The 22,631-nt window shown below is 30.0% G+C and carries 21 protein-coding genes; 8 read left to right on the forward strand and 13 right to left on the reverse strand.

All coding sequences use genetic code 11. The features are described 5' to 3' along the window. The gene (locus CLV91_RS08660) at nt 1-465 is read right to left on the reverse strand and encodes an Lrp/AsnC family transcriptional regulator (RefSeq protein ID WP_121066482.1); all 465 of its coding nucleotides are present in this window, start codon (nt 463-465) and stop codon (nt 1-3) included. A gap of 151 nt (nt 466-616) precedes the next feature. Here CLV91_RS08660 and CLV91_RS08665 point away from each other — a divergent pair, with 151 nt between their 5' ends. The 6 genes from CLV91_RS08665 (at nt 617) to CLV91_RS17020 (ending at nt 5,674) form a co-directional block, all read left to right on the forward strand. Next, nucleotides 617-1,738, forward strand: coding sequence for a histidine decarboxylase (locus tag CLV91_RS08665; RefSeq protein ID WP_121066485.1), 1,122 nt, complete (start codon nt 617-619; stop codon nt 1,736-1,738). Nucleotides 1,739-1,933: 195 nt separating this feature from the next. Continuing rightward, entirely contained in the window at nt 1,934-2,581 is a 648-nt protein-coding gene (locus tag CLV91_RS08670) for a hypothetical protein (protein WP_121066488.1), read from the forward strand. A 5-nt stretch (nt 2,582-2,586) separates the two neighbouring features. Further along, entirely contained in the window at nt 2,587-3,447 is an 861-nt protein-coding gene (locus CLV91_RS08675; RefSeq protein ID WP_121066491.1) for a hypothetical protein, read from the forward strand. Nucleotides 3,448-3,471: 24 nt separating this feature from the next. Beyond that, nucleotides 3,472-4,521, forward strand: a complete 1,050-nt coding sequence (locus CLV91_RS08680; RefSeq protein ID WP_121066494.1) for an adenylate/guanylate cyclase domain-containing protein — start codon at nt 3,472-3,474, stop codon at nt 4,519-4,521. Nucleotides 4,522-4,580: 59 nt separating this feature from the next. Beyond that, nucleotides 4,581-5,435, forward strand: coding sequence for a DMT family transporter (locus tag CLV91_RS08685; protein WP_211333206.1), 855 nt, complete (start codon nt 4,581-4,583; stop codon nt 5,433-5,435). Between the two features lie 113 nt (nt 5,436-5,548). Next, the gene (locus CLV91_RS17020; protein ID WP_262697340.1) at nt 5,549-5,674 is read left to right on the forward strand and encodes a hypothetical protein; all 126 of its coding nucleotides are present in this window, start codon (nt 5,549-5,551) and stop codon (nt 5,672-5,674) included. 927 nt (nt 5,675-6,601) lie between these two features. On the opposite strand, the gene CLV91_RS08690 is transcribed toward CLV91_RS17020, so the two are convergent. The 12 genes from CLV91_RS08690 to CLV91_RS08750 all read right to left on the reverse strand — a co-directional run bounded on the left by CLV91_RS08690 (nt 6,602) and on the right by CLV91_RS08750 (nt 20,819). Further along, nucleotides 6,602-8,053, reverse strand: coding sequence for an amidase (locus CLV91_RS08690; protein WP_121066500.1), 1,452 nt, complete (start codon nt 8,051-8,053; stop codon nt 6,602-6,604). Nucleotides 8,054-8,063: 10 nt separating this feature from the next. Next, complete coding sequence (locus CLV91_RS08695; protein ID WP_121066504.1) at nt 8,064-8,609, reverse strand: DUF4386 domain-containing protein; 546 nt, start codon at nt 8,607-8,609, stop codon at nt 8,064-8,066. 12 nt (nt 8,610-8,621) lie between these two features. Next, the gene (locus tag CLV91_RS08700; RefSeq protein WP_170146729.1) at nt 8,622-9,716 is read right to left on the reverse strand and encodes an NAD(P)-dependent alcohol dehydrogenase; all 1,095 of its coding nucleotides are present in this window, start codon (nt 9,714-9,716) and stop codon (nt 8,622-8,624) included. A gap of 801 nt (nt 9,717-10,517) precedes the next feature. Next, nucleotides 10,518-11,204, reverse strand: coding sequence for a M23 family metallopeptidase (locus CLV91_RS08710; RefSeq protein WP_121066513.1), 687 nt, complete (start codon nt 11,202-11,204; stop codon nt 10,518-10,520). A gap of 44 nt (nt 11,205-11,248) precedes the next feature. Further along, nucleotides 11,249-12,064 (reverse strand): alpha/beta fold hydrolase, encoded by an 816-nt coding sequence (locus CLV91_RS08715; protein ID WP_121066516.1) that lies wholly within the window; start codon nt 12,062-12,064, stop codon nt 11,249-11,251. 174 nt (nt 12,065-12,238) lie between these two features. After that, on the reverse strand, nt 12,239-12,946 hold the full coding sequence (locus tag CLV91_RS08720) for a DUF6090 family protein (protein WP_121066519.1): 708 nt from the start codon (nt 12,944-12,946) through the stop codon (nt 12,239-12,241). 18 nt (nt 12,947-12,964) lie between these two features. Beyond that, on the reverse strand, nt 12,965-14,155 hold the full coding sequence (locus tag CLV91_RS08725) for an acyltransferase family protein (RefSeq protein ID WP_121066522.1): 1,191 nt from the start codon (nt 14,153-14,155) through the stop codon (nt 12,965-12,967). Between the two features lie 121 nt (nt 14,156-14,276). Beyond that, nucleotides 14,277-15,434: a helix-turn-helix domain-containing protein gene (locus CLV91_RS08730; RefSeq protein WP_121066525.1), complete on the reverse strand. Its 1,158-nt coding sequence runs from the start codon at nt 15,432-15,434 to the stop codon at nt 14,277-14,279. Between the two features lie 409 nt (nt 15,435-15,843). Next, nucleotides 15,844-16,644 (reverse strand): DUF4440 domain-containing protein, encoded by an 801-nt coding sequence (locus CLV91_RS08735; RefSeq protein WP_121066528.1) that lies wholly within the window; start codon nt 16,642-16,644, stop codon nt 15,844-15,846. A gap of 288 nt (nt 16,645-16,932) precedes the next feature. Then, complete coding sequence (locus CLV91_RS08740; RefSeq protein ID WP_147406412.1) at nt 16,933-17,418, reverse strand: hypothetical protein; 486 nt, start codon at nt 17,416-17,418, stop codon at nt 16,933-16,935. Nucleotides 17,419-18,897: 1,479 nt separating this feature from the next. Continuing rightward, nucleotides 18,898-19,584: a CPBP family intramembrane glutamic endopeptidase gene (locus CLV91_RS08745; RefSeq protein WP_170146730.1), complete on the reverse strand. Its 687-nt coding sequence runs from the start codon at nt 19,582-19,584 to the stop codon at nt 18,898-18,900. A 62-nt stretch (nt 19,585-19,646) separates the two neighbouring features. Further along, on the reverse strand, nt 19,647-20,819 hold the full coding sequence (locus tag CLV91_RS08750) for a metallophosphoesterase (RefSeq protein ID WP_121066537.1): 1,173 nt from the start codon (nt 20,817-20,819) through the stop codon (nt 19,647-19,649). Between the two features lie 222 nt (nt 20,820-21,041). Here CLV91_RS08750 and CLV91_RS08755 point away from each other — a divergent pair, with 222 nt between their 5' ends. Continuing rightward, nucleotides 21,042-21,866: a sensor histidine kinase gene (locus tag CLV91_RS08755; RefSeq protein WP_121066540.1), complete on the forward strand. Its 825-nt coding sequence runs from the start codon at nt 21,042-21,044 to the stop codon at nt 21,864-21,866. Further along, nucleotides 21,863-22,564 carry a LytR/AlgR family response regulator transcription factor gene (locus CLV91_RS08760; RefSeq protein WP_121066543.1) on the forward strand — a complete coding sequence of 234 codons (702 nt, stop codon included), beginning with the start codon at nt 21,863-21,865 and terminating at the stop codon, nt 22,562-22,564. The genes CLV91_RS08755 and CLV91_RS08760 overlap by 4 nt, the downstream gene beginning before the upstream one ends. The last annotated feature ends 67 nt before the right edge of the window (nt 22,565-22,631 follow it).

Raw genomic sequence — 22,631 nt, forward strand, 5'->3', positions numbered from 1 at the left:
TTATTTTATTTTAATCTTGGTTTCATCTTTAAGTTGTCTTATAACAAAAGAACTTTGCAAATTAGATACTATTTTTAGTTGTGATATTTTATCTAAAATAAACTCTTGGTACTCTTTCATATCACGGAGAACAATTTTTAGTAAATAATCATAAGCACCTGCTATATAACAAACTTCTTGTACTTCTTCTAAGGTGTTAATATATGCTTCAAATTCTTTAAAATAATCTTCTTGATGTTTTGCTAAGGTAACCTGGCAATACACTACTAAGTTTATATTAATACTTTCTGGATCTATAAGGGCTACATATTTTTTTATAATACCACTAGCTTCAATCCTTTTTATTCTTTCATGAGTAGGTGTAATAGACAAGTTTACTTTTTGCGCAAGTTGTTTTATAGACTGCTTGCCATCTTCCTGAAGTTCGTTAAGTAACTTTTTATCAATAGCATCTAAAGTCTGCATAGTAGATTTTTCTGTTTTACTTTAAAATATAAATTACAAATAGAATTTTTTTTTAATTAAAACCATAAAATTAGAATAATATTTCAATTTACTACTAAAATATAATTGTATAATTCTAAAAATTACCTTTGTAAAAGAAAATATTAATATTATGAATGATAGAATAAAAGGTATATATGAAAGAATTAACACTAATTCTGAAAGCTTTTTGGGGTACCCACTAGCTAAAGATTTTTCATACCAAGAATTTGCTCCTTTCTTAGATGTTTGTCTTAATAATATTGGAGATCCAGAATCACCATCAACTCTTGCTATTGATACAAAAGATATAGAAAAAGAATGTGTTGCTTTTTTTGCTGACATTTTATCTACCAATGTAAAAGATGCTTGGGGCTATATAACTAATGGCGGTACAGAAGGTAATTTATACGGACTCTATTTAGCAAGAGAAACCTTTCCAGATGCTGTTGTGTATTATAGTGAAGCTACACATTATAGCGTAAAAAAGAACCTACATTTGCTTAACATAAAAAATATAGTAGTTAGAAGCCAACCAAATGGTGAAATGGATTATGATGATTTAGACCAAATTCTAATGTTAAGAAGAGATAAGCCTGCTATATTCTTTCTAAACATTGGTACTACAATGACCGAGGCTATAGATAAATTAGATGAGATAAAACGCATTATTAGAAAATATGCTATAAAAAACTACTATATACATTGTGATGCTGCTTTCCTTGGTTTAATAGCTCCATTTATAGAACCAAAACCAAAGTTTGATTTTGCGGAGGGAGTAGATAGTATATCTATATCTGGGCATAAATTTATTGGTGGCCCAATACCTTCTGGAGTGGTACTTGTAAAGAGAAACCATAGAAATAGAATTGCTAACTCTATTTCTTATATTGGCGCTATGGACACTACTATTACGGGTTCTAGAAACGCGTTAACACCTTTGTTTATTTGGTCATTTATTCAAAAACATGGAAAGCAAGGTTTAATAGAACGTGCAAGAAATTCTCAGAAAGTAGCTGCATATACCGAGAAAAAATTAAAAGAAATAGGAGTAAATGCTTGGCGTAATAATGAAGCTCTTACGGTTGTTTTAGATAAACCATCTGAAGCTTTATGCCATAAATACCAATTAGCAAGTGAAGATGGTATAGCGCATATTATTTGTGTTCCAGGCATAGAAAAAGTACAAATAGATTTATTTGTAGAAGACTTAAAAAGAGAAAAACAACAGTTAATAACGCAAGAGTTGGTATAACACCTGTTCTTTATTTAATTTGCTTTAATAGATGAGCAATACCTTCAATGTATATTTTTACAATGAAGGTATTGCTCTCTTTTTTTTATTCTAAAAAACTAAACATTTTATATTTTAAAATAATTATTTCTAAGTTTACTATTGTAAAAGGCACTATTTTATAATATCCAAATTAGCTAACAATCAAAATTTGTAATGAAACACTTTATATTTTTTTTCTTTCTTAGTATTGCAATATATTCTCAAGCACCAGAAGCAGAGAATTTAGTTAAGATTCACGAAGCAACTACAATAGAAATTAATGCTATAGTAAATCCTATAAAAGGTTCTTTTGTTTATAATACAACCGAAAATAAAATGTATTTCTATAATGGAACAACTTGGGTAGAAATTAATGATTCCCAGCCTACCGCATATACGGGTCATTTTATTATTACTGCTACAGGAGCTCAAACTATTTCTGACTTACCTTTTGAACCTAGTTCTATAACATTTGTGGCACATGCCAATATAGAAAGTACAACTATTAATAATGATAATGGCGTTGGTAACAATTCTAATACTATTGTAAATGCATTTGGAACTATGAACGGCTATGCCAGAAATGATAACGGAACTATTAACCAACAAGTTATATATGTTGGTGGTAACGGAACTTCAATTAATGATATATCTAGATATTCTAATGCTTCTCAATGTGTGGGTATACGTTATTCTAACCAAAATGGAGATAACATTGGACTTACTACAGCCAATTTAACAGCATTTACTACTAATGGTTTTGTTATTAATGTAAGCAGCAGAGCAGATAATCTTTTAGTAATGTACACTGCTTATAAATAAGTACCATGAAAAAAAAATCCAAACTATTTTTAGTTGCAACAATACTCTTTTTTGGGCTACTTATCTATTTAAAATATTTTGCTTCTGCAGGTGCAGATGGTTTAAGTACTTTTTTCCCTACTGTGGTAGTGTTAGTTCTTTTTGTTTGCTCCCTAATAGCTTTCCTATTTAGTTTTTTTACAAACTCCATTAAAATACCAATTCTTATCATTGCTCTTGGTGCTTTTGGGTGTATTGCAACCTTACTATATTTTAGTTTTGACTATACATCGCAACATAAAGAGCAGATAGAAAATAAAAAGAAGTGGATAAAAACAAAAAGCTTTAAAAATATAGAAAACGGCATTGCTTTTCAACATGTTTCTGGGACAATTAATGCATATACAGGAAATACACCTATTGTAAACAACATACATATTGCTATAGAAAATGAAACAATATATGTTCCTTCAGAATTCTCTTATTCACCGTCAGATATTATACGTAAAGAGTTAAAAAATAGCACGATATCCTTAAAAAAACATTTAAAAAAGACATTTAGCTCTAATAAAGTTCTTTTAGAGTGTGATTTAAAAAAAGTTAATAACTCCAATTTTAAAAACCTTCCTAATGAGAGTGAAATTTATAAGATAGAATTTTCTGGAAAAAATGAGAATTGTAGAAAAGCAATAGTAAATAATTGGCTTCCAAATTATGAGAATACGCCAGAGGAAATTTTCTTTATTTCTAAAAGTGAAAAAGCAAATTCGTATCTTATTATTTTAATTAATTCCCCCATGTTTAGTATATCTGCTAATGTTTCTAAAATGGGAAGCTCAGATGTTAAAGACAAAAACAAATGGTATAACACTATATATTTTCTATAAAGGAAAAAATACATTTTACACAGAATGAACTTTAGAAGTAAAAGAAGATTAATAATAGTTAGAGATTATGTAATTGGGTGGACTCTAGCATTTATTTTTTTATCTATTGTACGTGGTGTTGGTACTATAGAAGTTGGTTCTGTACAGTTTGAGTTTTGGCATTCTATATTAATTTCTTTATCCTTTGGCTTCTTTTTCGGGAATATTTCTGGCTATGTACAAATATTTATAGAAGAAAGATTGTATAAAAAAATATCTATACTAAACTTTATAGTACTTAGATTAATTTATATAATATCATTACTTATACTAATTATAATTTCCTCCTATTTTATAGTAACTCAATTTCTGGGAGAAGCAAAAGGGATATGGGCATTTGCAATAGAGCCTGGGAGTGGAGCTATCTATTTTTATATTATAGTAACAGATATTTTCTTGACTCTTTTAAGGCTAATTAATTTAATGTTGGGTAAAAATAATTTATGGCAACTTTTTTCAGGTAAATTTTATACACCAAGAGAAGAAGAAAGGATTTTTATGTTTTTAGATTTACATTCTTCTACAAAACATGCAGAAACTTTAGGACATTTAAAATATAGTAAATTAATACAAGATTGCTTTATGGATCTAAGTGTTGTTATAGAAAACGAAGCCGAAATATACCAGTATGTAGGAGATGAAGTAATTTTAACATGGAAGTTAAAAGACGGACTTAAAAATAATAACTGCATAAACGCATTTTTTAATTTTAAAAATCAATTATTAAAAAAAGAAGCCTATTATATAAAAAATTACGGTGTAGTACCATTTTTTAAAGCAGGTTTAAATTCTGGTATTGTAACAGTAACCGAAGTAGGTAAATACAAAAAAGAAATTGCCTATCATGGAGATACTATAAATACGGCTGCTAGAATACAAGAAAAATGTAATGCATACAAACAAGAGGTGCTCCTATCTGAAAGTCTAAAAAATACTTTAAACACCAATGTCTATGCTTTTAATAAACTTGGAAGCGTACTTTTAAAAGGAAAAGATAAGGAAGTTCTTATCTATTCTATTGCAGAAAACAAATAGGGGAGTAGTGCTGTATATTCTTCATTATAATATCTTTGCAATATTAAATTATTTGCAAGATGGACTTAAGGAGGGCAATTTATTTTATGATGCTAAGTACAATAGCTTTTGCTTTTATGAATGTGCTTATAAAATATTTAACAGCCTATGATACTTTTGAACTCGTTTTCTTTAGATCTTTAGGAACCTTATTCTTCACTTTTGGTATATTAATCCATAAAAAAATACCCATTTTAGGTACTCATAAAAAATTACTCGTTCTAAGAGGCGTAGTGGGGGTAACATCTATGTCCTTGTTCTTTTTAGCAATACATTATATGCCAGTTGGATCGGCAGTTGGCTTACGCTATATTTCTCCCATTTTTGCTGCCATATTTGCCATTTTTATGCTAAAAGAAAAAGTAAAACCAGTACAATGGTTGTTTTTTTTAATGTCCTTTGTGGGCGTTATTGCTTTAAAAGGGTTCGATAAAAATGTATCTATTATAGGGTTTGTGTTTGCAATTGCAGCGGCTGCTACCAGCGGATTAGTATATAATATTATAAGAAAAATAGGAGATAGGGAACATCCCGTAGTTATTGTAAATTACTTTATGTGCATTGCTACTGTAGTTGGTGGTGTATTAGCTGTTTTTAATTGGAAAACCCCACACGGTATAGACATATTACTATTATCTAGTCTTGGTGTTTTAGGGTATGTAGGACAGTTATTTATGACCAAAGCGTTTCAGATTGGAGAAACCAATATTATAGCACCTATAAAATATATAGAAGTAGTTTTTTCTATTGTTGCTGGCGTTGGGTTTCTTGGAGAAGAATACACTCTTTTAAGTATTGTAGGAATGCTGCTCATTATTACTGGAGTATTATTAAATATTTGGTACAAAAGAAAATTTAGCCCTGTACGTACTTAAAGCTTTAGTTTATGTTTTTTTTGTTAGTTATAAACTAAAATATACCATGTATACAGTTTTACTTTTCTTAAAGTTATTCAAGAACTATATTTAAGGTATAGAACGAGAACTGTATGGAATTTAAATTTTCTTTAGTAGAACTTTTAGGGACACTAAGTGTAACTATTGCTTTTTTTAGTATTCTAGTAATTAGTATTTCTATGTATGTACAAGCAACAAAAACAGATACAAAAGAGTAGTATCCAAATTTTCTATTTTACATAATATAAATTATAGAACAAGCATAGTAAATTGGCGGATAGACCATTTTCGGTCTATTTTACATAGTTGCAGATATCGGCCTTTAGGACTATATCGTTAGCAATTATGTAAAAGACAATTTACGGGAAGCTTGTAACAAATTTGAAACCAAGTTGCTATAATTCTATATTATGTAAAATATCCCTCAAGCTCTGAGAATCGATTAAAACTTACAACAGGGTTATCAATCTTTTTTTAAGCGGTGCCTACGGCGCATATTTCATTTTGTCCCATAATTAGTCGTTATGTAAAATTGCCGCACAGCCAATCGCTCAATTGCTTTTTAAATTATAAAATGCTGAAATACGCATTTTAAATTTAAACACAATTTTCCAGCGCTTGCCAACGCCAAAAAAAGCAAAACTTTTAGATTTTTTTGAAATACACGATTTATAAGAAACTATACGTCAATAAATTTTTCACAAACATTTAGTCAGTTTGCTGCAAGAGCACAAAATTTAAGAAAAATAAATTTCTGTGCACTTACTACCATTTAGCCCCGTTTCAACAATTACTTTAAGTGCTTTTAATATTATGTCAAATAGTATGTAAGTTTTAGAGATTAAATATCTCTGAAATTTTAGGCCAGATGTAGCGTTGGCATTAACTAGTACGTTGTTTAAAGAAGTCTCCTTTCTTTTTTTCTAGATAAAAAAAGAAACAAAAAAATCAAGGCTTACAGATAATTTTGGAAACAATGTACGGGTCGGTCGCTAAATTTTAGGAAACATTGAAACTAACCAAAATTACTAAAGGAAAATGCCTCAGAAAGCAAAAAAAACCATTAATTACAGTAACTAACCCCCTAAAATATAACGCTCCTCTCTCCTATTCTTTCACCAAAATTTTATGAGGTCAGACAAGTTTTAATAAAATAATTTTGGAACCTTAAAGCCATCCGTTAACTTTTCTAATTCTTTCGCCATCTGTAATAATCGATAATCATTCCATCTTTTACCATGAATTTGAACCCCAACAGGTAATCCTTTCTGAGTAATTCCAATAGGAATAACTACAATTGGGTGTCCAGGGATAGTAGAAGGAAAGTTGAAAGGAATAAATGCTTTTGTATAAGCTACTTTCTGCCCATTTATTTCAAATGGTAATCCAGGTTTTTGGTGTTTAAACGCAGAAGTTATAGAAGCTGGGGTTATCCAAATATCATGTTTATTAAAAAAACTAGTAAAAGAATCTGATACATCATCTTTTTGTTCTAATGCGCTTGCATAATCATTTGGAGAACTTGTCGCACCTTGTCGCATTCCTTTAGCCCATTGACTATCTTTATATTTTGATTTAATAAATAGATATGAAATTAAACCTTTTAATGGTATGCGTTTCATAGCAGCAGCAAAATCGTAACCAGCTATTCTCCCCCAAAGATTAATAAGAGTGCCACTGCTATAACTAGGTTTTGATTGGATAAGTATGTGATTGGATTGATTAATTTTGTTAAGAAAGGATTGATAAACATCCTTATAATCTTTTTCAAGAGTTAAACCATCTAAAGTTTCAGAAAAAGCTATAGTTAGTTTCTCTCCTTTATAAGTATACTTCTTTAATGCAACAGGAGGATTTTCTGAAGTGATTTGCCCTTCACTCCAAAGTACTTCCATTGCTAATATTAAATCATTTACATTTCTTGCCAAAGGACCATTACTTATTAAATAGCGTCCTAATCTTGGTAAACTTGTTGTCACCATATTACCTCTATTTGGCAATGCCGTTTCTGTGGTACGAATACCACAGACACCGCAAAAGTGTGCCGGTACTCTAATGGAGCCCCCTGCATCTGTTCCTAGCTCTAGGGAGGTGAAACCAGAAGCTAATGCCGCAGCTGAACCTCCTGAACTCCCACCCACGACATGATTAAGGTTGTATGGATTGTTCGTCTGCCCAAACCATGGATTTGTTGACTGCCAATCTAAAGCATACAATGCCAAATTTGTTTTTCCAATAATTATTGCTCCAGCGTTTTTTAATCTTGTAACTAACTCTGCATCATTATTTACAATATTATTTTTTAATTTTGGGTTACCATTTGAAGAGATTAAACCTTTTACATTAAAAGTGTCTTTTACTGTCATCGGTAATCCATGTAAAGTACCTAAGACTATTCCTTCTCTTAATAGTTGATCTTTCTTTTTAGCTTCATTTAAAATATCAGCCTCATTTCTTAAATCAACTACAGCATTGATAGTACTATTATAACTTTTAATATGCTCTAAAAATTGATTTGTTACTTCAACACAAGATATTTTCTTTTCTCTTATAAGTTTTGTTATTTCTGTTGCGCTTTTAAATACTATATTTTTCATAAATTATTTTTTAATTAAATCCTTCTATTATTAACCAAATCGCTAAAAACAATTCATTTAATATAATTGGTATTACTAATGCGTTTAATATTTCTACTTCAATTCCAAACAGTTTAAAAATTGTTACTATAAAAAGTGCCAGCGTTGCAATAATTCCCCATATGGAGATAAACCTTGGAATAATTAGCGTTCTATATAATAAGATGTAGAATAATAAGGCTCCAAAAATGAAGAAATAAATTTGAACATCTCTGTATATAATATCTCTATAGCCTTGTAATGAAGGAATTATTAGAATTACCCCACCAAGAATCATTAATAGACCTTCAATAGTTCTGCAAACTAAATATAAGGAGGTTAGTTTTTTATTTTTTTCCGTTTTAAAAAAAGGTAACAGTAATAATGGTATTCCAATTACTGCTAACCCACTTATTATATCTGTGACAATTCCTAATGTAATATTTTTTGTGATTGAATAGGTTAGCATACTATACGCTGCTAAAATTAATACTCCTATTATTGATGCTCTATGTCTAGTTATAATACTATTCATCATTTAATTCATAATCTATTTAGTCATATCAATTATGATCCTGCCAGAAGCCTTGTGTGCCGAAAGGTGTTTTAAAGCTTCTTTCAATTTTTTAATTTCCAATGGAATGATTCTATCAACAGGAACTTTAATATTATTTTTAATTACAAAGGCATGCATATCGTTAATAGTTGTCGAAGGAGGCTTTGCAGAAAATATATATCTTGGCCCAATTATTTTTGATAAAATTGACCGATACATAATATACCAAAGCATATGTATCACCTTTCTCCAGCTTAGTTTTTTTGAACCAATATATTTTTCAGGACCACAAACCGTTAAAAATCTACCTTTTTTATGTAAAACTTTTATAGCGATATTTTCTAATTCCTTGCCACCAACAGAATCAAAAACAAGATTTATTTTTTTATTTTGAGATGTTAGTTTTTTAACAAAGTTGTCTTTTGTATAATCAATAACATAATCAACTCCATTGGCTTTAACCATTTCAATATTTCTAGTACTACATAAACCTATAACAATTGCACCCTTTGACTTTAGCATTTGGGTAATAACACTACCTATTCCTCCAGATGAACCAAGTACTAAACAATGATCTCCTTTTTTTACTTTTGAAGAAACAAGCATCCCATAGGCAACACAGCCTGCAACAATCATAGAAACCGCTTCTTGATGAGATAATGCTTTCGGTTTTATTCGAATATTCCTTTCATCCAAGCATCTATAGGTTGCCCATGAACCGTGTTCTCCTGCAACATTTGGGATACCAATGACTTCGTCACCAATTTTGAATTGAGAAACTTGCTTACCTATAGCTTCAATAACACCCGAAAAGTTAGTTCCCATAATATATGGTTTCTTTTCAGAGACTTCTTTAGGTCCATAGAACCTTCCAATAGCTGTACCTTGGGCTACTGCAATATCATCGACATGAATTGTTGATGTTATTATTTTAACAAGCACTTCGGTACTATTAATTTTTGGAATTGAAACTGTCAGTTCCTTTATTTCATTAGGAATATTAGCAATTTTTGGTTTTTGTAATAATCCCATTGCTTTCATTTTTAAAGTAGTTGCCATTTTCTTTTTATTTATTGTTAAATCACTCATATTTGGCACTTTACTCATAATAAACTACAAACATTGTTGGGAGCTAGCATATAATTTTTTTAAACTTTAAAATTCAACGTTTAAAGCAGTTAACCAATAACAAATTGCAATTACAAATGATAAAGGAGTCATATAAAAAAATTCTTTTTTGCTTTTTGATAACAGGTTCATTAAAATGTTGAGAGATAGATAAACTGCGAAAAAATAACAAAACACATTCGCTATTTTATCCGAAACCCCAAAACTTATTAGTCCTCCACATTGTAATAATATTAAAATTGCGAATGTTTGAATTATAACAGATAAGAGGGATATTATTCGTTCTTTCTTCGGGAGTACCTTATACTTGCCTCCCATAGCATATTCACCATAAGGAAGTCGTAGGGCCATTAAAATGTATAAAACTAGAACAATTGAAAAAAGGATGCTGCCAATTATTGATATTATCATATTTTATCCTTTTTTTAGTATATCTTTTAAGTGCTTCATCTTGTTTTGTCAATTAATTCTGATATCAGTTCTTTTGTTTTAACATTTATATTTTGAGTTTTAAATAAGAACAAGTCTATTTATATTATTTTTGATTAAAATTAATATGGCCTACTTTATTAAATTATGGTGTAAATCATTAATTGCTTCAATAACACTTTTGCCATACCCTTTTGTTATTGTATCGTTAGATGAATCATTTAGTGATACTTCGCAGCTATTATTAATCACCTCAAACTTTAAATAGTTGAGGCGATTAATTTCACCAACAAATTCTTGCTCTATGATGTTTAGTGTTTCACAAAATGATTATTAATAATCATTGATAACATATTCATTTTGAACAGGCTCTCCTCTTTCTACATATTGGTCATTTGCATAATAATTTATAAATTGGGTAGGTAGACCATCACCATCAAATGGGTCTGCTGTTGTTTGCATATGATAATGTAAATGTGGTTCACTTGAGTTACCACTATTACCAGCTTTTCCCAATTCTTGACCTTTTAATACCATTTCTCCAACAGATACTATTATAGATCCTTTTTTAAAATGTGCCAAAATTGAAAATTCACCATTTTCATGATCGATAATTACATAATTCCCGATAGGGAAATCTCTATTGAACTGCCCTGGAACATTGTCATGAATATTGTTTATCATCGCTATAACAACACCAGATCCAGGTGCATTTAAGCGTTTTCCAAAACAATAATAGTCTTCATTTTGAGAACCATTTCCAGTATGTGTACTTCTATTAATTTTTTGTACTATATCTAAGGCAAATCTTTGCTCTCGATGTGCTGCATGATAATTATCGCTAACACTTCGACCTCCCCAAAAAACCCACCATTCTTCATCAAAAGGAAGCTCTAGTGCTGTTTGTGTTTCATAGTTTAAGTAATCACTAGGGTGTACTTCTGGTAAATCATCTTTAGAACAGCTAATTGTTAAGCTTAGAATGATTGCTATGATTGTAATACTTACTATTTTTTTCATTTGTTTACTTTTTATAATTTGATTGATAATATGGGGTGTAACATTTAGTCTAATAATGCATTGATTGCATCTATGACTAATTGTGGCTCTTCAATTTGAATATAATGACCACTGTCTTCGGTAATCAAGTGTGTAAAATCTGAAACACCTTCACCAAGTGTGGCATGCACTTCTATCCAATGTTGTGCATTCTCTGGAACCTCTAGACGATCTTTTATACTTGTAAGTACAATAGTTGGTACATCTGGCAAAGTTGTTAGGTTCTCTAAAATTTCGAAATTTTCAATTATTTGAGCGTATTCATTTGCAGCCTCTGGGCTACCATTTTCCATGAAAAATGCAACTCCAGCATCTTCAGCTACCTGAGTAACCACCTCAAAATCTTCATGACTAGGATCTACAAATAATAGTGCTTCTACCATTTCTGGATGTTGCACTGCATAATATCGAATCACAGCACCACCTAGAGAGTGACCAACTAATATTACTTTTTCATTTTCTGATTTACTTATAATAACCTGATGCAAATCTTCTGCTAACTGAATAATATTTCTATCATTATTAGCAACATCAGAGGGTTCGTATCCTGCTCTATTGTAGGCAATAACTTGGTTCGACTCAGAAAGTCCTAAAAGCTTATACCAAGATTCGTAATTATCACCAAGGCCAGATTCAAAAACTAAAGTATGGTTTCCTTCACCAAAACTTTCTGCAAATAAATTGTAGTCTCCAACATCAACCATATTTTCTTGCAATTGAGGTGTTGGTGTGTTGTCGTCATCATTACTACATGATGTAATCAGCAATAGAAATACTATTGCAAGCATAAATGTGTTTACTGTACTTTTAATTGTTTTCATTTTAATTGATTTATATTAATTTTTAGACATAACAAACCTGTTTCCGAACTTCTTATTGATAAGGCATTCGAGTTGTAAGGCTTATAAATTTTAATTGATTTTAACTAATTGTTTTAAGTTGTATTCTAAATAAAATGGACGATTACCTACATTAATAGACTTCTTATTTTTTAGTTAATTAATCACTAGTTCTTCATTAATTAAGTTTATAGTAAATTCAATCTCATATAGAACTTCATGATATACCTTGTCTTTCTCAATCATAACCTGAAGAATAGAAAGTACGAGGTTTTGAAATTTATAATTATAAATTTCGTCAGGCTTTTGAATTTTACCGTTTGAAAACTTAATTACAGGATTAATAGCTTGAATTACATGAGACATTATAGCGTCATAATGAATGTTTTCCATTCTATTGACATAGTTGTACTTTTCTTCTAGCATCCTTATTCTATTAACAATGGTATTATTTTTAAGTAATTTTATTTCTCCGCTATTAACAAGGGTTTCATGAATATTTCCTTTTCTATCAAAGTCTGAGTATTGCGTAAGGTTACGAATTATATGTCCTAATGTATCCATTTTACTTCGATCATTTGCGTCAAGAACCTCATTAGCATACTTGAATTGAGACATGTAAAGGTTGTTATATTCTAATTGCTCAATAATTAAGGTTTTATCATCATCAATTTGATCTTTAATATTTTTATAATAATTTATTTCAGTATTTTCCTTTATACGGTTTTCATTCCAATTGTCCAATTGAAAAGCTAAGCTTATTCCAACCATAACTAATAGAATTTCACCAATTGCATATAATAGATATCGTTTTAAATTTCCTTCTTTTATCATGGTCTTCCTTATTTTTTTAAATAGTTTCATTTTATACGTTTTAATATATTACTTATCGAATGCGAATGATTTATTGTGTTCTTCAGATAATAAAATTTCTTTTTTAGATTTCTTTTTCATTCCAAAAATTATTCTTAAGAAATTAAATTTTCTAATTATAAACCAATAACAAACCATTATTGATATCAATGAAAATATTGTGATTAGTAATGCCTGCATACCATAAGATATATCCAATTTCAACACCACATACCCAACAAATATTAAAGCTGGCTGGTGTAATAAATAAAAGGGATAGATAGCTTCATTAAGTATTTTTCTATACTTATGGTCTTTATTAAAATACCGTTTAAAATATCCAATTGCTGTTAATCCACATGACAATGAGATTATCATTTCTGTAAGCCCTCTTGCATTACCCTTTATTACCGAAAGTTCTCGAAAAATAGAGGGTAATAAGAATAATAAAGCTGTAAACACAATGGTTTGATATAAATACAATCTTCTATTGTTTGCAAGAGTCTTAATTACTTTATCACTAGTAAACAACATAAAACCACTTAAGAAAAATAACAAATAGTAAGTGAAATATGCCCAATCATTATATAACGCATGTGTACTTTTGGGAAAGTATTGTCTTAGAATAAATTGGGATAAAATAATGATTGGTAACAACCAATTTAATCCTCCTTTTTTAGAGGCCATATTTATTAGTTTTCCTCTAACCATATTATAATGTCCACTTTTAGTATAATTTAAAAAAGGTGTGATTAAAAGAGAAATAATAAATAAATATAGAATAAACCAGAGGTGATGCCAAGAAATATTACCAACAGGGTAAGCACCACCATCAAACATGTGAGGAATATAATCTAAAAATGAATCATAGGCATCAATACGTTCAACATATACCATTAATGGTACAAGCGTAAAAAAACCAAAAGTAAAAGGTATATATAATCTTCTAAACCGCTCTTTAGCGTATTGCCAACTTGTTTTGTGTCCAATAGCATAATAAGTTCCGACTCCTGAAACTAAAAATAATAGTGGCATTCTCCATAAATGTAACCACCACATAATTGGCTCTAAAAAAGGAAATGATTCTGCACTATTAACGTGCCATTGTTCTGGTATAAAGATCATACCCAAATGAAAAAAGAATACACTTATAATTAGTCCAATTCTTAACCAGTCGATAAAATATTTTCTTTCTCTATTTGATTTAATTTGTGAATTCATAACTGCTCGTTTTTGATTATGAAGCAAATCTATAACAGTTATGTAATTTCAAGCGAATTAGCCTATAAGGGAGACGTTCGAGTTTATAAGGAAGTACTAATTGCCCTTGATTATCAGTAATTTATGAATCTCTAAAAGCAGAAGGTGTTTGCGAAGTAATTTTTTTGAATGCTGTATTAAAAGCAGATTTTGAGTTATAACCAACACGTTCAGCAACGTCTTCAATGGTTAATTTTTTACCCAAATCAGTTTTTAATATTGTTTTAGCTTCTTCTATTCTATATGATGCTAGCATCTCGAAAAAAGACTGATTGAGCTTTTCATTTATGACTTGTGAAACATGGTGAGAACTTTCTTTAATCTCTTTAGACAATCCTGATAATGATACAGTACTGCTTAAGAAATATTTTTCATTTTCCATTAATGAAATAATCTTCTCATGAATAGATTTTTTTTCTAGCTCGTCAAGAGAAGACTTCTTATATTTTAGAGATGGTAGTTCTAAAAATGTAGATACTTCGTTATAGTAATTGGATTGATTCATGATATTCATTGCGGTTATAAATATCAAAAAAGATGCATATAAATGAATAAAATAATCACCGACGTCGTTTTTAAAAAATATTTTCACTAAAATAAAAATGATAATTATTACTGAAACGTGATAAGATATATTACGTACTATCTTAAGTGTTTTGTTAGTGGTTGTGAAAATAGATTCTCCGATAGAATTTGCTTTAAGAAGTATCTTTCTTCCTATAATAAGTATATAGAAGGTGAAATAAATCCCAATTAAAAGACTTGTATGTTTTCTAATTCTGAAAGGGTTATCGGAAAAAGGAGGAGTTTCATTAGCTCTAGGTATGTTCAATTGCATAACTTCAATCGTATCATTATACTTGACAACATCTGGCTGAAGGAAATAAAACATGCAAATTCCCAGCCATACTATAGAAGGGATAAAATGTAACCAATATTTTTTTTTTATCTCAGGTTCTATTTGTGTATCAATAAATAGATAAAGCAAGCCGCCAATTAGAAAATTTATTGGCTCCGAAAAATTGGAAAGCCACAAAACTTTAAAAATATAGCCAGTATAATCTAACCAGCCTTCTAACATTGTTAAAGAAATACATAAAATAAACAAACCCATAAAAAGGTTTGGTAAATTAGATTTCCAAGATTTTTTAATCAGGAAATAAGATGCAAAAAAACCTAGAAATAATCCCAAAAGAGTTAATAGAGCGATAAAATCTAGATGTAATGGTATTTCTTGCATATTTCAAAAATAAGTTTTTAAAAATGAAAAATGGCCTAAGGGAAGCTTTCATTTAATGACTGTTCTTTAGATCCTTTTCTATTGAGTTTTAAAATTAAAATTAAAATTAAAGTATATCGAATTAGCATGATTGTATAGCTATATTTTTTAATATATCGTAAAATAACCATTCCACTTCACTCCTATCGTCGCTACGTAAAAAGAGTATTCCATTAGCATCGTAGAAAAAACTTTTGAAATAAATTTTTTTAAAGAAACAATAAAAAGAACTTTCGCTTTTAGCCAAAGCTCAAGTTACATAACGCGGAACATTTTGAAACAAAAATGTTTCATAATCCGACGTTATATAAAATAGCGATAAGTTATTGTAATATTTTTTGGATTGCTATTAAAAATACTAGCTTATGAGTTAATATATTCTTTCAATTTCTTCAACTACTTGTCCGTTCTCGCGAACAACCATCTTTATAATCTTAGCTTCAGCATTTTTAATAAACTCAAAGGTAAGCGGCGCTTCTGGGCTAAAAAACAGATTTTGTGACACAGGTTGAATAATTAATTGCAATGCACCAGAAACCATTTGGAGTGCGTTTTCTTTTTTTGAGATACTTGCACTTGTGGTTGCACTTTTATATTCACCAACGTATTCCGCTAGTATTTTATCTGCCAATGAAATTGCTTTATGCTCACTAATTTCATGTTTCGGTTGTTTGTGGTTATAGCTCAATACACGTTTCAATTGCCAGGTTTCCTTTTTAAGGATATAAAGATGAGTGAATGTAGCCGTGCTGGTTAGATAAACCTCTTTATTAATTTCTTTCATATAAAACTCATGTAAACCGTTTTGAATGGCACCATATAAAACCCCATTATTGTACAGAGGGTAGACTTCTACACTATTCTCAATTAATTTGCGAATGGGTTTCATATCTGGGTTTGAGCAAATGTTTTGCTCAAGTGCCTTAAAAAAATCTTTTTTTGTAGTGCTTGGCCCACTTTGGTCGTGATAAAACTCAAGATCTTCACTTATGTAAGCTTCCATATCGGAAAGCACACACTTATTGAAACCATTCTCAAATAGGATGCTATCTATTTTTTTTATGTTTTGGTATAATTCTGATGAGGGTTCTACTTGGGAATTACCACTTTTAAACGAGAAAATTGCGATTAATAAAAGAAGTGTTGTCTTAGAAGCGGATTTTTTTTTCATGAATATTATCTATTAAGTTAATTCCTTCTAAAGATGAATGTCTTTTATCATTGTTACAGTCACGATGAAACATTGGAACACAAAATACCATTCCATACACATTACCACTTCGCTCCTATCGCCACTTCGGGTAAAGCGTATTCCATTACATTTTCTCGCAAAAAATAGAAATTGCCTTTTTGGGTAATACCTTTATCGCGTGTAAAATATACCTAAAGCCCTGAGATTTGATTAAAACTAACTATCGGGATACTCATAAAAAAGATTCATAACCTTCCTTTTTTTGGTTTAGAAGGCTCCTTTAAGAACCTCTTCGTACCAAATAAAATTTTCTAATTCGTATTCGTTACCGTCAATGGTTTGAATATTCATATCTAAATAAAGTAGATAGTCATCACTACTCCCAGGATGGCTACAATCTACGTAGTCTTCCCTATCTGGAAAGTTCAGTAAAGGAGCATAATTAAGCACCTCTCCAGGGCCTGGAACAAATGCTGATTGTACTACCAGCCTTATTGTAGTCTTGGTTGCCTCCACACTTTCAGTAACTTCTATTGCTTCCCCTGTTCTCGAATCCGTTAAAGTATTCCGTAACACTACCTGCTCAAAATAACGCGCAGGTAAGTCGTTTATAGTATTCATGGCAAATTCTATTATCAGGTTCCCAGACGCGTCTTTTTCTACTTTGTCAATATTTATTGAAATAAAGGTGTCGCCAAATTGGTCACAATTGTCTTTCCAACAACTAGATAATTGAAAGGCCACTACTAACAAAATGAACATATTTTTGGTTCTCATAAACATAGTTTTTTTTGATTATATATCGTTTTATGAAAATGAAAGAGGAAGGTTAACACCCTAAGCTATATATATCCTCATTTACCTGATTTTACGCACCAACCAAAGCAAAGTTACATAACGCAGAACATTATGAAACAGAAATGTTCCATAATTCAGCGTTATATAAAATAGCGATAAGTTATTTCTAATGGAAGTGAATTCCTAGACATTACATAGGTTAGTATTTGCGTTTGTAGCCTAATAGCCGTGGAGTTTATACGGAGCTTATCGAAGTATAAATTTTCCGCACAGCCAACTGGGAACAATTCTTACGAAATAAAAATATGAACCTATAAGAAAGGGACACATTGATTAAGTGTGTCCCTTTTTAAGTCTTTTTTTATTACCCTATGAAAGGTAATACATTTGATCTACCCCACGAATCTTTTTACTATTCTTAAAATTGGAAAAGAAAACGAATTTTTTAGATTCTGTTGGATAATAGACTTGGTTTTTGATGGCTTGATTAATGTATGTTTTCATGACCTTGTTGTTTTTTGTTGATGATATTTACAAATCGTAATTAGCGATTAAAATTCCTATACTGTGCCCATTGTGCTCTTTTGCTAGAGCGAAATGAAGAAAAATACTGTCCTGTTTTAGTTTCTGTTACTGTTTTGTTGATTGATGCTTTCATGATTTTATATTTTTAAAATGTTTGTTGTTTATTGATAGTGCAAATGTGCTTCGATTTAGAAGAAAAAGAAAATGCTTATTACCGAGTTGTATTTTTTAATTACTCAATTGTTGTTATTTTCTTTACAACTGATATTATCGATTATAATTTCTATACTGCGCCCACTGTGCTCTTTTGCTAGAGCGAAATGAAGAAAAATACTGTCCTGTTTTAGTTTCTGTTACTGTTTTGTTGATTGATGCTTTCATGATTTTATATTTTTAAATTGTTTGTTGTTTATTGATAGTACAAATGTGCTTCGATTTAGAAGAAAAAGAAAATGCTTATTACCGAGTTGTATTTTTTAATTACTCAATTGTTGTTATTTTCTTTACAACTGATATTATCGATTATAATTTCTATACTGCGCCCACTGTGCTCTTTTGCTAGAGCGAAATGAAGAAAAATACTGCCCTGTTTTAGTTTCTGTTACTGTTTTGTTGATTGATGCTTTCATGATTGGTTGTTTTTAATATTCTAATTATTAATTGTTTATACTTCGTTTATACCCAATAGACGAGTATGCGTTTATTTTGTTACAGTACTATGCATAAAAAGGTACTATATTATATAAATTTTAACATTTTAGACAATAAATTAATAGCGCATACTAGTACCGAAATAGCATTTTTCTTTAAATATCATGAAACAAATTAACTTCTGGTATTTTTAAAGCTTTAACAGTTGTATCGCATTTCCAGCAATTCCTTTACTTGTTAAATACATAATAATTGTATTTATAAAAACAGTAATTGTTGAAACCATTCATTTACGATACTATCTTTATTTAAATAAATTAAAGTAATCCAAATAGAATCATATATACCATGAATTAAAACTAATAGTAATAAGTTAGTTTTGTTTTTATAATATAATGCAGCAAAAAATAAGCTTCCAATGCCCACTCCTATTATTCCTGATAATCCTTGGTATCCATGTGAAATCCCAAAATAGATCGCAATTAATACTCCAGATAGTAACCATGCTTTGTTAGTGTCTCCAAATAGTTTAGCAAATTGTCGCATATAATACCCATGAAAAAGTAGTTCTTCGCCAAAGGCTGCAAAAACCCACATCATTGCCATCATTCCTAAATAACTACCAAAGTCACCTCTAATATCATCTAATGAGCTTAAATTATGGGCTCCTAAATAATACTGGATAATCGTATCAATTAAACCAGTAGCAAAAAAGAATAGAACGGATATCCAGACACTTTTTATTATGGTATTAAGATTTAATTTTTGCCCAATTCCAGAAAATGACCAATCCCATTTCTTTTGCCAAATAATAAATAGTGTAATGCCTAATCCAAAAAAGTAACCCAAGTTTCTATCTACTAAAGATAACAGTGTTGCAATTAGTATTACGAATACTACCGCATAAGGTTTTGTTACATAATTAAATAATTTAGTTTTACTCATGACATTATTATTGTTTTTTTTGTGTTCGTGATTTTTCGTTGAAAAGTTCATTTTTTGAATTTTTATAATTGTTTCTTTTCTCCATTTGCTAATACCTGAAAGTATTTTCCTTTTGTTATTAGTAGGCCTTCCGATTTTTTAAATGGCCAATGTTTACTATAATCTTTTGGGTGTTTAACATCGATAGCAAATACTTTTCCATTGAATAATTTATTTACATTCCATTGCAATGTATGACCAACAACAACTGCTTTACCGTTAAATTGGTTAATGCCCTTTTCAACATCTTCTTGAGATAAATCCTCATTAAAATAACCTCTATACCAGCTTATTCCTTTTTTACTAGAGGTAATTAGTTGGGCAACAGTTTCTTCTGGTTTAGGAAAAAAGGCTTTGCGATAGTTGCCTCTATTAATGTGATTGACCTCGTCTATACTAATATCATAATTTGCAAAATCTGGATGTATGCCTCCATGAACAAAAAGATGCCCATTAATTAGTTCTATAGTGTTTTTGGAGGTCATCCACCTTCCTAAAAATGCGTTTTCATCGTATAGGTTATGTTGCTGTTTACCAAGGATTGATGCTACGCCATTATATTTATAAGAAGCAGATTTAAATTTTCCTTGTAAATTGTAGAGTTCATGATTTCCTATAATAAAATGGACGTGTCCGCCCTGTTTTTTAGCGTCTTGCTCTAGTTTATACATAAACCAAAGTACTTGCGTAGTTGAAAACCCCCTATCCATAAAGTCGCCAACCAATACAAGATGCCCTTTACCAAATGTCCAATTTAGATTGGTATCAATTACTTTGCTGTTAATAAGGAAGTCTCTAAAGGCTTTATAACCACTCTCAATATCTGAAACAGCAAGTATAGGTTCCTTATCCGAATACGTACTATTGGGAATTTTAAAATTAGAATTTAAGGTGAAATTGAAGGTTGAATCGTCTAAAGGAAAATAACAACTGGAAGGAATTTTTTCATTTATAGCATATTCCTTTTGATCAAGATAAAATCCATCTGTTTTATTTCCTTTAATGTAGTTAACATTTAGGGTGCTGTCTGTTTCATAAAAAACGTATGGCCCTTCGTTTTCTAAATTTAGTTTTAACGGATTATCGCCAAAATCAAATGTGCCATTTAGTGCGACTACCGTTATAACTCCTAAAATTAGTAGCACTGTTATGGTCCCGAAAATGTGCTTTAAATAACGTAAAATTCTTTTTTTCATTTTTATTAATTATATGATGCTGTTCGTTTTTTGATTGGAGCGAAAATATTTACATACCCACTATCATAAAAACAATTGGGATAGACACATGTGGATGAGTGACATAAAACACGTCATGATGTATAAAAGACCTTTATCACGCCTGCAGGGCGTTATGTATTAAAAAAATTCCCGTTTGTCACTATTACTTACTTATATAATAGATTCTCCTAACTTTGCAGTATGATAAATTGGATGGAAAAAAATAAAAACGCCCTTATTATAATTGGTGTAGTATCTATACTAATTCCATTAGTATATGTAAGCTATAAACTCTTTACTGAAGAAGGAAGTTCTGTCGCAATTTCATTAGATTTTAACCCGATTACGGGATATACCTTGATTGCATATTACACGTTACTGATTGGATTGATAATAGGAGGTGTTATCTATTGGATTATAAGGAACATCAAATCAATTATTAGATTAAAGAACGAAAAAGCAAAAACGGAATTGATGCATTTAAAAAGTCAGGTGAATCCACATTTCTTTTTTAATATGCTTAATAACCTTTATGGCTTAGTAAGTAAAGATTCTAAAAAAGCACAAGAGCTCATTTTAAAACTATCAGATATGATGCGTTATAGTATTTATGATGGCGAAAAAGAGACGGTTCTACTTTCTGAAGAAGTAATATATTTAGAAAATTATATAGAACTTCATAAAATGCGTTATCATAAAACTATTGATATACAATTTCATATTGATATTAAGGATGATGATTATGAGATAATGCCACTTCTGTTTATCATACTTTTAGAAAATGCATTTAAACATGGAGTAGAAAATTTAAGAGAACATGCTTTTGTTAGAATAAATTTAGAAGCCCATAACAATATCGTTAATTTTGAAATAGAAAATAACTTTGAAGCTAGTGAAAATCATGAAGCAGGAATAGGTTTAAAAAATTTAAAACGTAGATTAGAGATTGTATACCCCAAAAGGCATATGTTAACCATATATGAAGCTAATAGTATTTATAATGCTAAATTGAATATAACACTATGATTACGTATTTAATAATAGATGATGAACATATAGCACATGATATTATAAAAGGCTATTGTGATATGCTACCCAATTTAGAATTTAAAGCCAATTGTTATGATGCCATAGAAGCTCTTGATTATTTGAGTAAACACAAGGTTGATTTAATTTTTTTAGATTTAAATATGCCCAAATTAAAAGGGTTTGAATTTTTGAAAACCTTATCATTTCCTCCAAAAGTTATTGTAACTACGGCATATAGTGAATTTGCCATAGAAGGCTACGAATTAAATGTTGTTGATTATTTATTAAAACCATTTAGTTTTGAACGCTTTTTGAGTGCTGTGAATAAAGTGACAACTTCTAACACAAACACAGTAAAAAAGGAAACTAATACAAACTTAAAACCTGAAGAAAAGCACATTTTTCTAAAACAAAATAATAGTCATATTCAAGTGGATTTAGATACCATACTATTTGTTGAAGCGTCAGGAAATTACACCAAAGTGGTCACTACAAACGACACCATAACCATCCGCGAAAAAATATCTGATACTATACAATTACTTCCTAATAATAATTTTCTTCAAGTACATAAATCATTTGCAGTCGCAAAAAAACATATAAAGAGTATTGAAGGAAATCGGATTTATATTCAACAGCATACTATTCCTATTGGGAAATTGTTTAAAACAAATGTTAATCAGCTATTTAAGTAGATTTGAAATAGATTAATTCATTCCACAAACATTACGCTTCCCTCCTACTTCGCTTTACATAAAAAGA

It is taken from the genome of Maribacter vaceletii (genome assembly GCF_003634105.1).
Taxonomy (GTDB): Bacteria; Bacteroidota; Bacteroidia; order Flavobacteriales; family Flavobacteriaceae; genus Maribacter_B; species Maribacter_B vaceletii.

Excerpts from the sequence above, each read along its gene's own strand:
- CLV91_RS08660 (WP_121066482.1), bottom strand. The coding sequence starts at position 465 with ATGCAGACTTTAGATGCTATTGATAAAAAGTTACTTAACGAACTTCAG.
- CLV91_RS08665 (WP_121066485.1), top strand. The coding sequence starts at position 617 with ATGAATGATAGAATAAAAGGTATATATGAAAGAATTAACACTAATTCT.
- CLV91_RS08670 (WP_121066488.1), top strand. The coding sequence starts at position 1,934 with ATGAAACACTTTATATTTTTTTTCTTTCTTAGTATTGCAATATATTCT.
- CLV91_RS08675 (WP_121066491.1), top strand. The coding sequence starts at position 2,587 with ATGAAAAAAAAATCCAAACTATTTTTAGTTGCAACAATACTCTTTTTT.
- CLV91_RS08680 (WP_121066494.1), top strand. The coding sequence starts at position 3,472 with ATGAACTTTAGAAGTAAAAGAAGATTAATAATAGTTAGAGATTATGTA.
- CLV91_RS08685 (WP_211333206.1), top strand. The coding sequence starts at position 4,581 with ATGGACTTAAGGAGGGCAATTTATTTTATGATGCTAAGTACAATAGCT.
- CLV91_RS17020 (WP_262697340.1), top strand. The coding sequence starts at position 5,549 with ATGGAATTTAAATTTTCTTTAGTAGAACTTTTAGGGACACTAAGTGTA.
- CLV91_RS08690 (WP_121066500.1), bottom strand. The coding sequence starts at position 8,053 with ATGAAAAATATAGTATTTAAAAGCGCAACAGAAATAACAAAACTTATA.
- CLV91_RS08695 (WP_121066504.1), bottom strand. The coding sequence starts at position 8,609 with ATGATGAATAGTATTATAACTAGACATAGAGCATCAATAATAGGAGTA.
- CLV91_RS08700 (WP_170146729.1), bottom strand. The coding sequence starts at position 9,716 with ATGAGTGATTTAACAATAAATAAAAAGAAAATGGCAACTACTTTAAAA.
- CLV91_RS08710 (WP_121066513.1), bottom strand. The coding sequence starts at position 11,204 with ATGAAAAAAATAGTAAGTATTACAATCATAGCAATCATTCTAAGCTTA.
- CLV91_RS08715 (WP_121066516.1), bottom strand. The coding sequence starts at position 12,064 with ATGAAAACAATTAAAAGTACAGTAAACACATTTATGCTTGCAATAGTA.
- CLV91_RS08720 (WP_121066519.1), bottom strand. The coding sequence starts at position 12,946 with ATGAAACTATTTAAAAAAATAAGGAAGACCATGATAAAAGAAGGAAAT.
- CLV91_RS08725 (WP_121066522.1), bottom strand. The coding sequence starts at position 14,155 with ATGAATTCACAAATTAAATCAAATAGAGAAAGAAAATATTTTATCGAC.
- CLV91_RS08730 (WP_121066525.1), bottom strand. The coding sequence starts at position 15,434 with ATGCAAGAAATACCATTACATCTAGATTTTATCGCTCTATTAACTCTT.
- CLV91_RS08735 (WP_121066528.1), bottom strand. The coding sequence starts at position 16,644 with ATGAAAAAAAAATCCGCTTCTAAGACAACACTTCTTTTATTAATCGCA.
- CLV91_RS08745 (WP_170146730.1), bottom strand. The coding sequence starts at position 19,584 with ATGAGTAAAACTAAATTATTTAATTATGTAACAAAACCTTATGCGGTA.
- CLV91_RS08750 (WP_121066537.1), bottom strand. The coding sequence starts at position 20,819 with ATGAAAAAAAGAATTTTACGTTATTTAAAGCACATTTTCGGGACCATA.
- CLV91_RS08755 (WP_121066540.1), top strand. The coding sequence starts at position 21,042 with ATGATAAATTGGATGGAAAAAAATAAAAACGCCCTTATTATAATTGGT.
- CLV91_RS08760 (WP_121066543.1), top strand. The coding sequence starts at position 21,863 with ATGATTACGTATTTAATAATAGATGATGAACATATAGCACATGATATT.